Annotated in this window: 11 protein-coding genes; 7 read left to right on the forward strand and 4 right to left on the reverse strand. The window is 68.1% G+C overall.

What is annotated here, in order from left to right; genetic code table 11:
• Positions 1–150: 150 nt before the first annotated feature.
• The 3 genes from KHC27_RS10200 (at position 151) to groL (ending at position 2848) form a co-directional block, all read left to right on the forward strand.
• Positions 151–624 (forward strand): phasin, encoded by a 474-nt coding sequence (locus KHC27_RS10200; RefSeq protein ID WP_246519799.1) that lies wholly within the window; start codon positions 151–153, stop codon positions 622–624.
• 216 nt (positions 625–840) lie between these two features.
• Positions 841–1137 (forward strand): co-chaperone GroES, encoded by a 297-nt coding sequence (gene groES / locus KHC27_RS10205; RefSeq protein WP_213338578.1) that lies wholly within the window; start codon positions 841–843, stop codon positions 1135–1137.
• Between the two features lie 70 nt (positions 1138–1207).
• Positions 1208–2848, forward strand: coding sequence for a chaperonin GroEL (gene groL, locus KHC27_RS10210; RefSeq protein WP_213338579.1), 1641 nt, complete (start codon positions 1208–1210; stop codon positions 2846–2848).
• Positions 2849–2977: 129 nt separating this feature from the next.
• Here groL and KHC27_RS10215 read toward each other — a convergent pair whose 3' ends face one another.
• A complete protein-coding gene (locus tag KHC27_RS10215; RefSeq protein WP_213338581.1) occupies positions 2978–3601 on the reverse strand; it encodes a MarC family protein in 624 nt (207 codons plus the stop codon).
• Between the two features lie 137 nt (positions 3602–3738).
• Between KHC27_RS10215 and KHC27_RS10220 the strand changes: the two genes are divergently transcribed.
• Both KHC27_RS10220 and KHC27_RS10225 read left to right on the forward strand, forming a co-directional pair.
• Complete coding sequence (locus tag KHC27_RS10220) at positions 3739–4437, forward strand: ribonuclease HII (protein WP_343210884.1); 699 nt, start codon at positions 3739–3741, stop codon at positions 4435–4437.
• A gap of 134 nt (positions 4438–4571) precedes the next feature.
• Positions 4572–5510 (forward strand): MBL fold metallo-hydrolase, encoded by a 939-nt coding sequence (locus tag KHC27_RS10225; protein WP_213338583.1) that lies wholly within the window; start codon positions 4572–4574, stop codon positions 5508–5510.
• A 49-nt stretch (positions 5511–5559) separates the two neighbouring features.
• Here the strand turns inward: KHC27_RS10225 and cydB are convergent, their stop codons facing one another.
• From cydB to KHC27_RS10240, 3 genes are all read right to left on the reverse strand, one after another.
• A complete protein-coding gene (gene cydB / locus KHC27_RS10230; RefSeq protein ID WP_281417025.1) occupies positions 5560–6582 on the reverse strand; it encodes a cytochrome d ubiquinol oxidase subunit II in 1023 nt (340 codons plus the stop codon).
• A 3-nt stretch (positions 6583–6585) separates the two neighbouring features.
• Positions 6586–8004 carry a cytochrome ubiquinol oxidase subunit I gene (locus KHC27_RS10235; protein WP_213338585.1) on the reverse strand — a complete coding sequence of 473 codons (1419 nt, stop codon included), beginning with the start codon at positions 8002–8004 and terminating at the stop codon, positions 6586–6588.
• Between the two features lie 152 nt (positions 8005–8156).
• Positions 8157–9074 (reverse strand): uracil-DNA glycosylase, encoded by a 918-nt coding sequence (locus tag KHC27_RS10240; protein ID WP_213338587.1) that lies wholly within the window; start codon positions 9072–9074, stop codon positions 8157–8159.
• Positions 9075–9207: 133 nt separating this feature from the next.
• Between KHC27_RS10240 and KHC27_RS10245 the strand changes: the two genes are divergently transcribed.
• Both KHC27_RS10245 and phnC read left to right on the forward strand, forming a co-directional pair.
• Complete coding sequence (locus KHC27_RS10245; RefSeq protein ID WP_213338589.1) at positions 9208–10881, forward strand: electron transfer flavoprotein-ubiquinone oxidoreductase; 1674 nt, start codon at positions 9208–9210, stop codon at positions 10879–10881.
• 146 nt (positions 10882–11027) lie between these two features.
• Positions 11028–11861 carry a phosphonate ABC transporter ATP-binding protein gene (gene phnC, locus KHC27_RS10250; protein WP_213338590.1) on the forward strand — a complete coding sequence of 278 codons (834 nt, stop codon included), beginning with the start codon at positions 11028–11030 and terminating at the stop codon, positions 11859–11861.

An 11861-nucleotide genomic window follows, 5' to 3' on the forward strand; every position in this document is an offset into this window, starting at 1 on the left:
CATTGCAATATCACGCTGCAATGCACAATTAATGAGACGTAGACGGCGGGGTCCAGTCAGGGCGCTTGCCGGATGCAGGGGCCGACCGTCGCGCCGCGGGTGCGGTCGGCGAGCCCTTCGTTCCCCATGCCGCGACCCGAGGTGACTCCGATGACCGACGCTCCCGAAACCCTGACCCCCAAGCCGGCCTTCCCCTTCCAGGCCGGTGTGCCGAAGTTCGATCCCGCCAGCTTCGAAGTGCCGGCGGTGATGCGCGAAATCGCTGAAAAGAGCGTGCAGAACGCGCGCGACGCCTATGAGAAGCTGAAGTCCAGCGCCGAGGAAACCACCGACCTCCTCGAAGACACCTATGCCACCGCCACCAAGGGCGCGGCTGAGTACAACACCGTCGCGCTGGAATCCCTGCGCACCAATGTGAACGCGGCGTTCGACTATTTCGGCGCGCTCCTCGCCGCCCGCAACGTTTCCGAGGCGGTGGAACTGTCGACCAGCCACCTGCGCAAGCAGTTCGATGTGCTCTCCGCCCAGGCGAAGGAGCTCTCGATCATCGCCCAGAAGGTCGCCACCGACACCGCCGAGCCGATCAAGGCGTCGGTCGAGAAGTCGATCAAGAAGGTCGGCTGATTTCCGCCGCTTTCAGCGCTTTAGGGTTGCGCCCGGCCGGTCGTCCCGGCCGGGCGTTTTGTTGTCCGCCCGCGTTGCCCGCGCGGCATGCTTGACACTCCTCCCCGGTCTGCCTATCTCCGCCTCGGCTTTGGCACTCCGAATGAAGGAGTGCTAACATAGCTGCCGAGCGACCCCGATGCGCCGCAGGCGCGCGACGACCTGAGGATGTCAACAATGTCCAAGCTGAATTTCCGCCCCCTGCACGACCGCATCGTGGTGAAGCGCCTCGACGCCGAGGAAAAGACCGCGGGCGGCATCATCATTCCGGATTCCGCCAAGGAGAAGCCGTCGCAGGGCGAGGTGCTCGCGGTTGGTTCCGGCGCGCGCGACGAGGCTGGCAAGCTGGTTCCGCTCGACGTGAAGGCGGGCGACCGCGTGCTGTTCGGCAAGTGGTCGGGCACCGAGGTGAAGATCGACGGTCAGGACCTCCTGATCATGAAGGAGTCCGACATCCTGGGCGTCGTCGGCTGATCGCGACGCCCTGCGGCGCCCCGGTGGCGCCGCTGTCACTCCCATCCTTCGACAACCAGGAGTTCGGCACATGGCTGCTAAAGACGTAAAGTTCGGGGGCGAAGCCCGCGACAAGATGCTGCGCGGCGTCGACATCCTCGCCAACGCGGTGAAGGTCACGCTCGGCCCCAAGGGCCGCAATGTCGTGATCGAGAAGAGCTTCGGCGCTCCCCGCATCACCAAGGACGGCGTCACCGTCGCCAAGGAGATCGAGCTCGAGGACAGGTTTGAGAATCTCGGCGCCCAGATGGTGCGCGAGGTTGCCTCGAAGACCAACGACCTCGCCGGTGACGGCACCACCACCGCCACCGTCCTCGCGCAGTCTATCGTCAGGGAAGGTGCCAAGGCGGTTGCCGCCGGCATGAACCCGATGGACCTGAAGCGCGGCGTCGACCTCGCGGTCGCCGAGGCGATCAAGGACATCAGCAAGCGCGCCAAGAAGGTGAAGAACACCGACGAGGTCGCCCAGGTCGGCACCATCTCCGCCAATGGCGATGCCTCGATCGGCGAAATGATCGCCGGCGCGATGCAGAAGGTTGGCAACGAGGGTGTGATCACCGTCGAGGAAGCCCGCACGGCCGACACCGAGCTCGACGTCGTCGAGGGCATGCAGTTCGACCGGGGCTATCTCTCCCCCTACTTCATCACCAATGCCGAGAAGATGGTCGTCGATCTCGAGGACGCTTTCCTCCTGATCTTCGAGAAGAAGCTTTCCGCCCTGCAGCCGATTCTCCCGGTGCTCGAGCAGATCGTCCAGTCCGGCAAGCCGCTGGTGATCATCGCCGAGGACGTCGAGGGCGAGGCCCTGGCCACGCTCGTCGTCAACAAGCTGCGCGGCGGCCTGAAGGTCGCGGCGGTGAAGGCGCCCGGCTTCGGTGACCGTCGCAAGGCCATGCTCGAGGACATCGCCATCCTCACCGGCGGCCAGGTCATCTCCGAAGACCTCGGCATCAAGCTGGAGAGCGTCGGTCTCGCCATGCTCGGTCGCGCCAAGAAGGTGGTGATCGAGAAGGAGAAGACCACCATCGTCGACGGCGCCGGCCAGAAGGCCGACATCGAGGGCCGCGTCGCCCAGATCAAGGCGCAGATCGAGGAGACCACCTCGGACTACGACCGCGAGAAGCTCCAGGAGCGTCTGGCCAAGCTCGCCGGCGGCGTCGCGGTGATCCGCGTCGGCGGCGCGACCGAGGTCGAGGTGAAGGAGAAGAAGGACCGCATCGACGACGCGCTGAACGCCACCCGCGCGGCGGTCGAGGAAGGCATCGTTCCCGGCGGCGGCATCGCGCTGCTGCGGGCGAAGGTGGCCGTCCAGGCCCTGACCTCCGACAATCCCGACATCACCGCCGGCATCAAGATCGTGCTGCGCGCGCTGGAAGCCCCGATCCGCCAGATCGCCGAGAATGCCGGCGTGGAAGGCTCGATCGTGGTGGGCAAGGTGCAGGAGTCGAACGACCAGAACTTCGGTTTCGATGCCCAGACCGAGAAGTTCGTCGACATGATCGCGGTTGGCATTGTCGACCCGGCCAAGGTCGTGCGCACCGCGCTGCAGGACGCCGCTTCCATCGCCGGCCTGCTGATCACCACCGAGGCCATGATCGCCGACCTGCCGAAGCCCGCGGGCGGGGCCCCGGCCATGCCGGGCGGCGGCGGCATGGGCGGCATGGACTTCTGAGACGGCGCGCCCCGGCCCTCCGGCCGGGGTCCACCTTCGCGAAGACCCTTCATACGACCCAAGGGCGCGGCTTCGGCCGCGCCCTTTTCGTTTCGGGCGCTGCCGTCTTCCCGGCCGCCTCCCGTAGGCTCAGATGTCCGGCAGCGAGAGCCAGCGGGCGAAGGCCGTCAGCACGAGATCGACCGCGAGGGCGGCGAGGATCATCCCCATCACCCGGCTGATGACCGAGGCGCCCCCGCGCCCGATCAGCCGCGAGAGGCGCCCGGCCCCCAGCAGGATGCCCAGCGTCGCCAGCAGCACGAGCGCGATGATGACGATGGTCGCCAGCCGCGAGGGCAGGTTGTCGCGCGCGTCGTCCGTCAACACCACCGCCGCCAGCATCGCGCCGGGGCTGGCGATGGAGGGGATGGCAAGGGGATAGATCGCGATGTCGGAGGGGCTGACGTCGGTGGTCGGGTTCACGTCGGTCAGGTGGTTGCCGTGGATCATGCTGAGCGCGAACAGGAACAGCACGATCCCGCCGGCGATCTGGAACGAATTGATCGACACGCCGGCATTCTGCAGCAGCCAGTGGCCGCCGAAGACGAAGAAGAGCAGCACGCCGAACGAGATCAGCACGGAGAGGCAGGCCGTGCGGCGCCGCTCCGCCGCGCTCAACCCCATGGTCACGGCCATGAAGACCGGCAGCGTCCCGAGCGGATCGATGACGACCCAGAGCGTGACGAATTCCGCGATGCGCTGCGACCAATCCATGCCGATACCATCCCTTTGCTGTCTTGTCGGGCAGCCGAGAGGCGACATCAAGACGCGACGCCGGGTTCCCTGGGGCCGAGGTTGCATCCGGCGGTGATGCGACGCACCCTGCCGGAGATTCAGCCGAGGAGTCGCCTGTGAAGCCGCCCCGTTCCCGCGCCGCCAAGGCCGCTGCTACCGCGAAGATCGGCGCCTCGCCGCGCCCGGCGCGCACCCGGCCGGACTTTTCCCATGAGCAGGCGGCCTGGCAGGCGGGCGAGGTGCCGGTGGCCGGGGCGGACGAGGTGGGGCGGGGTCCGTGGGCCGGACCGGTGGTCGCGGCCGCGGTGGTGCTCGATCCCGCCCGGGTGCCGGAGGGGCTGGACGACTCCAAGAAGCTGAGCGCGGCCCAGCGCGAGGCGCTGTTCGACCGCATCTGCGCGACGGCCGAGGTGGCGGTGGCCTTCGCCCCGCCCGCCCGCATCGACGGCCACGACATCCGTCAGGCGACGCTGTGGGCGCTGGCCCGGGCGACGCAGGCGCTGGCCTGCCGGCCGCGGCTGCTGCTGGTGGACGGCCGTGACGTGCCGCCCGTCTCCTGTGCCGCCCGCGCCATCATCGGCGGCGATGGGCTGGTGGCCTCGATCGCGGCGGCCTCCATCGTCGCCAAGGTCACCCGCGACCGGCTGATGGCCGCTCTCGGCAGCGCCCATCCCGGCTACGGCTTCGAGCGGCACATGGGCTATGGCACGCCCGAGCATCAGCAGGCGCTGGAAGCGCTCGGCGTTTGCCGCCACCACCGCACCAGCTTCGCGCCGATCCGCGCCCGGCTCGCCGTTGGCTCCGACCCGGGCTGAGCGGCTGGCCCGCCCGGCACTGGCAGCGCGTTTCTAACATCACAATACCGGCGGAGCGGCCACCCGCCCCGATTGATTTATCGCAAATAAATTACATAATAGATAAACTAAATATATTTTTAGGGGAGATTTGGATGACGCATGACATCGAGGGACGTCGCGGCTTTCTGAAGCTGGCGGCTGCGGGGGCGTCGGCGGCGGTGGCTGGTGGCGGGCTGCTCGCCAGCCCGGCCTCGGCCCAGTCGGTGGCCTGGAAGCAGGCCGGCAACAACAACCATGTGCTCGACCTGCAAAAAGGCGGGACGCCGCCCGCGGGCCCGGTCACGATCGACTATTTCGGCCACACCGCATTCCGCGTCACCACGCCGGCCGGGCTGACCCTGCTGTTCGATCCCTGGCGCAATGACCCGTCGGGCGCCTGGGGGCTGTGGTTTCCGAAGGAGTTCCCGAAGGTGAAGGTTGATGTCGGGCTGTCGACGCACGCCCATTTCGATCACGACGCCCTGGATCGGCTGGAGGCAACCACGCTGCTCGATCGCCTTGTCGGCACTTGGAACTTTGCCGACGTCACGATCACCGGCATCGCCGACAAGCATGCCACCGATGCGCCGGGCTGGTATAAGTGGATCGACGCGGTGAAGGAGTTCGGCGCCGACCCTTATCCGCCGAACAATCCCGGCCACCTCGACAATGTGAGCTATGTCGTCGAGACGGGCGGCCTGCGTATCCTCATCTGGGGCGATAACCGCCACAATCCGCCGGACGACGTGTGGACGCGCTGGGGACGCATCGACGTGCTGACCCTGCCGGTGGATGGCTCGCAGCACATTCTCAGCTATGAGCAGGGCAACGCGGTGATCGACCGCCTGAAGCCCAAGGTTGTCATCCCCACCCACTATCTCGCTGCCGGGGTGTCCTCGACCTTGAGCACCCTGCAGACGGCCGATGCCTGGGTCGACAGCCAGACGGCAAAGACCCGGCTCGACAAGCCGACCCTGACGCTAGATCCGGCCTCCGTCGCCGGCTTCGACCGGCAGTTTCTCTACTTCGGCGCCAACGCGCTGCATGGCTGAACGACATGCCCGGTGGCGGGCGCCTGCGCCCGCCGCTCGCGCATGGCGCTCAGTGGTAGCCGTCGCCCTCGCGCACCTTGCCGCGGAAGATCCAGTAGACGAAGGCGACGTAGCACAGCACCAGCGGCAGGATGAAGATGGTGCCGATCAGCATGAAGATCTGGCTGGCCGGCGCCGCCGCGGTGTCCCACACCGTGAGCGAGGGCGGCACGAGATTGGGGAAGATCGAGATGCCGATGCCGGCGTAGCCGAGCAGGAAAAGCCCGATGACCCCGAGGAAAGGCAGGTATTCATTGCCCTTCGCCAGCCAGCGCCAGACGCCATAGGCGAGCGCCAGCGTCACCAGCGGCACCGGCGCGAGGTAGAACAGGTTCGGCGTGGTGAACCAGCGCTCGGCGATGCGGGGAAAGGCGAGGGGGGTCCACACGCTCACCACGGCCATGAAGGCGAGCACCGCCGGCAGCAGCCTGAGCGCGTGGCTGCGGGCGCGGGCCGCGGTGGCGCCGTCGGTCTTCATCACCAGCCAGGCGGACCCGATGAGCGCGTAGCCGGCGACCACCCCAAGCCCGCACAGCAGCGCGAACGGGGTGGCCCAGTCCAGCGGGCCGCCGGCAAAGGCGCCGTTCTCGACCTTCAGTCCCTGCACGAATCCGCCGAGCAGGACCCCCTGGAAGAAAGCCGCCAGCGTCGAGCCGCCGGTGAAGGCGATGTTCCACAGGAACCGGCTGGTGTCGGCCACCCAGCGGAATTCGAAGGCGACGCCCCGGAACACCAGCGACAGCAGCATGAAGATGACCGGCAGGTAGAGCGCCGGCATGACGATGGCATAGGCGCGGGGGAAGGCGACCAGCAGGCCGCCGCCACCCAGGATGAGCCAGGTCTCGTTGCCGTCCCAGAACGGGGCGACGGAGTTCATCATCTGGTCGCGCTCGCGCTCGTCCTTGGCGAACGGGAACAGAATGCCAATGCCGAGGTCGAACCCGTCCAGCACCACATACATCGCGATGGCGACGGCGAGCAGCAGGGCCCAGATGACCGGGAGATAGAGTTCCATGCCGGCGCTGATGTCCATGACTCACTCCGCGGGCTTGATGATGGCGTCACGGGCGGCGTGGCCGGCGGCCGCCAGCGGCCGGTTGCCGGGCGGGATGTCGCGCGGCGGAGGCTCGATCGAGGACCCGGCGGGGCCGCGCACGATCAGGCGGTTGATGTAGTAGATGCCCATCGAGAACACGATGCCGTAGACGGCGACGAACAGCGCCAGGGTGAGGGCGACGGCCCAGCCGTGCACGGGCGAGATGGCATCAACCGTCCGCAGGATGCCGGTCGCGACCCAGGGCTGGCGGCCGACCTCGGTGACGAACCAGCCGGAGATGATGGCGAGGAAGCCGAGCGGCCAGACATATTGCGCCGGCTTCAGGAACCAGTCGGTGTCGAACAGCCGCCGGCGCCACAGCAGGAACTGCCCGGCCCAGCCGATCAGGATCATCAGCAGGCCGATGCCCACCATGATGCGGAAGGCGAAGAAGGGAATGGCGACCGGCGGCCGGTCTTCCGCGGGAAAGCTCTTCAGTCCCTGGAAGGTCCCGTCCCAGCTATGGGTGAGGATGACGCTGCCGAGATGGGGAATGGCGATCTGGTAGTCGTTCTTCTCGGCGGCCTCGTTGGGAATCGCGAACAGGACGAGCGGCACCCCCTGCGCACCCGGCTCGTTCTCCCAATGGCCCTCGATGGCGGCGATCTTGGCCGGCTGGTGCTGCAGCGTGACGAGGCCGTGGGAGTCGCCGATGAAGGCCTGCACCGGCGCGAGGATGGCGATGAGCCCCAGCGCCATGCGGATCATGGTCCGGGAATCCTCGGGGTAGCGGTTGGCGACGACATAGCGCGCCCCGACCGCCAGCACCACGAAGGCGGTGGTGAGGTAGCACGCGGTCACCATGTGGGCGAAACGCAGCGGGAAGGTCGGGTTGAAGATGACCTGCAGCCAGTCGACCGGATAGGCGATGCCGTCGCGCACCTCGTGGCCGGCCGGAAACTGCATCCAGCTATTGGCCGAGAGGATCCAGAACGCCGAGGTCGCGGTGCCGAACGCGACCGCGAGCGAGGCGAAAACGTGCAGGCCCTTCGGTACCCGATTCCAGCCGAACAGCATGATGCCGAGGAAGGTGGCTTCGAGGAAGAAGGCGGTGAGCACCTCGTAGCCGATCAGCGGGCCGATGACGTTGCCCGCCACGTCGGCGAAACGGCTCCAGTTCGTGCCGAACTGGTAGGAGAGCACGATGCCGGAAACCACGCCCATCGCGAACGAGACGGCGAAGATCTTGGTGAAGAACCGCGCGATGCGATGGTAGCGCTCGGCGCCGGTCACCAGCCACAGCACCTCCAGCGTAGCCACATAGGCGGACAGGCCGATGGTGAAGGCTGGGAAGATGACGTGAAAGGAGACGGTGAAGGCAAACTGGATGCGCGCCAATATTATGGGGTCGAAATCCATCGCATGCTCCTGCAAACAGGACGCGGCCCCACCGTCTGCCGCACCGACCGGCTCACCTTACGCTGTAAGCTGGCGCCTTGGAATGAATCTGGGAAGACAGATTGTCCGAGCCTTTAGGCGGAGGCGTTCGTCGAGCCGCGGCCCGAATGGGCTCACATGCGACCGTTGCGGGTCTCTTCCAGCCGGCGGCGGATCGCGAGGAAGTCGCGCCACACCATCCGCTTGCCGAGCGGCGTGCGCAGCAGATAGGCCGGATGGAAGGTCGCCAGCGCGGCGATGGAGCGCCGGCCGGTCTGGTAGTCCAGCCAGCGCCCGCGCGCCTTGGTGATGCCATCGGTGATGCCGAGCAGCGTCTGGGCCGAAGGCCCGCCGAGGCACACCAGCACATCGGGGTTCACCAGCTCGATCTGCCGGCGGATGAAGGGCAGGCAGATGGCGGTTTCCTGCGGCGTCGGCGTGCGGTTGCCGGGCGGCCGCCATGGCACGACATTGGCGATGTAGGCGGAGCCGCGGTCGAGCCCGATGGCCGCCATCATCCGGTCCAGCAGCTTGCCCGAGCGGCCGACGAACGGCTTGCCCTCGATGTCCTCCTCCCGTCCCGGCGCCTCGCCCACGAACATGATGCGTGCCTGCGGGTTGCCGTCCGCGAAGACGAGCCGGGTCGCCGTGGCCTTCAGCGGGCAGCCGTCGAAGCCTTCGAGCAGGACGCGCAAGCTGTCGAGATTGGCGGCACTGGCCGCCGCCGCGCGGGCATCGAGGGCGGCGATGTCGGGAGGTGGTGGGGCACCGGTCTCGGCCGGCGCGGCCGGCGGCCGTGCGGGCATCCCCCGGCCGGCGGGTGCCGGCATGGCGGAAGGCGGCGGCGCCGGTGGGGGCGGCAGCGCGGAAGACGCTGCGGCCGCTGCGGCGGGGCGGGGCCGTCCGGGCGCGGCGCCGGCAGTGCGCACCTCGGCGGCGCTTTCGGCGAATCGATCCACCGGCTCTTCGCCGAGCGCGACATCGACCCCCGCTTCCAGGTGGAAGGCGAGGATATCCATCAGCACGTCGCGGTCGGACGGAAGGTCGGCCATGCGCCCTTGTAGCACCGCCACGCGCCCGGTGCAGGCCCGGCGGCGCCCCGCGCGGTGGAATGCCCGCGCATGGGCGATTGTCTTGGCGCCGCAAGCATGGAAGAAGTCCAAATCAGTCGAGGGAGAGTGACGGATGGACGCGGCGGAGCTGCCCGAACGCGAATCGATGGATTTTGACGTCGTCATCGTGGGCGCCGGTCCGGCCGGGCTGGCCAGCGCGATCCGGCTGAAGCAGCTCGCCGAGGCGGCGGGCGCGGAGATTTCCGTCCTCGTTGTCGAGAAGGGCTCGGAGGTCGGGGCGCACATCCTCTCCGGTGCGGTGATCGACCCCATCGGCCTCGACCGGCTGCTGCCGGACTGGCGGGCGGATGCCGACGCGCCGCTGAAGACTCCCGTCACGGACGACCGCTTCTATCTCCTCGGCCCGGCGGGCTCGGTGCGGCTGCCCAGCGCGCTCATGCCGCCGCTCATGAGCAATCACGGCGCCTATATCGGCTCGCTCGGCAATGTCGCGCGCTGGCTTGCGGCGAAGGCGGAGGCGCTCGGCGTCGAGATCTACCCGGGCTTTGCCGCCAATGAGGTGCTGTTCGACGAGGCCGGGGCGGTGGTCGGCGTCGCCACCGGCGACATGGGCATCGGTCGCGACGGCGAGATGACCGACCGCTATACCCGCGGCATGGAGCTGCGGGCGCGCTACACCCTGTTCGCCGAGGGCGCGCGGGGGCAGCTCTCCAAGCAGCTCATCGCCCGGTTCGGCCTTGCGGAAGGCCGCGAGCCGCAGAAATACGGCATCGGGCTGAAGGAGATCTGGCAGGTCGCGCCGGAGAAGCACCGGCCCGGGCTGGTGCAGCACTCCTTCGGCTGGCCGCTGGATGCGGCAACCGGCGGCGGCTCGTTCCTCTATCATCTGGAGGACCGGCAGGTCGCGGTGGGCTTCGTGGTCCACCTGAATTATGCCAATCCCTATCTCTCGCCGTTCGAGGAGTTCCAGCGCTTCAAGACCCATCCGCTGGTGCGCGACACCTTCGAGGGGGGCAAGCGGCTGGCCTATGGCGCCCGCGCCATCACCGAAGGCGGCTTCCAGTCCGTTCCGAAGCTGGTGTTTCCGGGCGGCGCGCTGGTCGGCTGCGCCGCCGGTTTCGTCAACGTGCCGCGCATCAAGGGCAGCCATAATGCCGTGCTCTCCGGCATGCTGGCGGCCGAGCATCTCTTCCCCGTCCTCGCCGAGGGCCGGGCCCAGGACGAGCTGACCGGCTATGAGGCGGCGTGGCGCTCGTCCGACATCGGGCGCGACCTGTGGAAGGTGCGCAACGTCAAGCCGCTGTGGTCGAAGCTCGGCACCTTCGTGGGCATCGGGCTCGGCGGGCTCGACATGTGGGCGAACAGCCTTCTCGGCATCTCGCCCTTCGGCACGCTGAGGCATGGCAAGCCGGATCATGCCAGCCTCAAGCCCGCCGCCGCCTGCCGCCGGATCGACTATCCCCGGCCGGACGGGGTGGTGTCGTTCGATCGGCTTTCCTCGGTATTCCTCTCCAACACCAACCATGAGGAAGACCAGCCGCCGCATCTGGTGGTGCGGGACATGGAGCTGCAGAAGACCTCGGAGCACGATGTCTTCGCCGGTCCGTCGGGCCGCTACTGCCCGGCCGGCGTCTATGAATGGGTGGAGGAGGGCGGCACGCCGCGCTTCGTGATCAACGCGCAGAACTGCGTGCACTGCAAGACCTGCGATATCAAGGACCCCAACCAGAACATCACCTGGATCGCCCCCGAAGGCGGCGGCGGCCCGAACTATCCCAATATGTGACGCCGCCGCGTCGTGGCGCCAAGGGAGCAGGCGCGATCTGGAATCTCCCGGGACGGGAGTGTCACCGAACCGTAATCCGGCCTTCATAGACCCGTCACGCCCTCCGCGTACCCCCGGTCCATCGTTCTCCGGCCGGCGAGGGACCCATGGCGGCAGCGCTTGAGCTCGACCGTGTGACCAAGACCTACGGCGCCATGCGCGCCGTCGACGGCGTCTCGCTCTCGATCGCGCCCGGCGAGCGCGTCGCACTGATCGGGGCCTCCGGTTCCGGCAAATCCACCCTCATTCGCGTGGCTTCCGGCCTATCCCTCGCCGATCGCGGCGCGGGGCAGGGCATCGTGCGCTCCTTCGGGGTGAGCGTGCAGGAAGAGGGGCGCCTCAGCCGGGAGGTGCGCCGTGCCCGCCGCCATATCGGCCTCGTCTTTCAGCAGTTCGCCCTGGTCGGCCGGCTTTCCGTGCTCACCAATGTGCTGGTGGGGGCTCTCGGCCGCATGAGCGTGCTGCGCGGCACGCTGGGCCTGTTCAACGAGGATGAGCGGCGCACTGCCTATGCCGCCCTCGCCGAGGTTGGCATCGCCGCCCATGCCGCGAAGAAGGCCCGCCAACTCTCCGGCGGCCAGCAGCAGCGTGTCGCGATCGCCCGCGCGCTGGTGCAGGGCGCCAAGCTGGTGCTGGCGGACGAGCCCATCGCCTCGCTGGACCCGAAGTCGGCCAAGCGTGTCATGGACACGCTGGTCACCATGAGCCGGGACCACGGCATCGCGCTGGTCGTCTCGCTGCACCAGGTCGACTACGCCACGGCCTATTTCGACCGCGTGGTCGCGATGAATGCCGGGCGCGTCGTGTTCGACGGGCCGGCCTCCAAGATCACGGCCGCCTTCCTCACCGAACTCTACGGCGCCAGCGCCGAGGAACTCATCCTGCCGAGCCAGTTCACGGCTCCGGCGGCGCCGAACGCCGAACTCGTTTCCGCATCCTGA

Source organism: Ancylobacter lacus (assembly GCF_018390635.1).
Lineage (GTDB): Bacteria > Pseudomonadota > Alphaproteobacteria > Rhizobiales > Xanthobacteraceae > Ancylobacter > Ancylobacter lacus.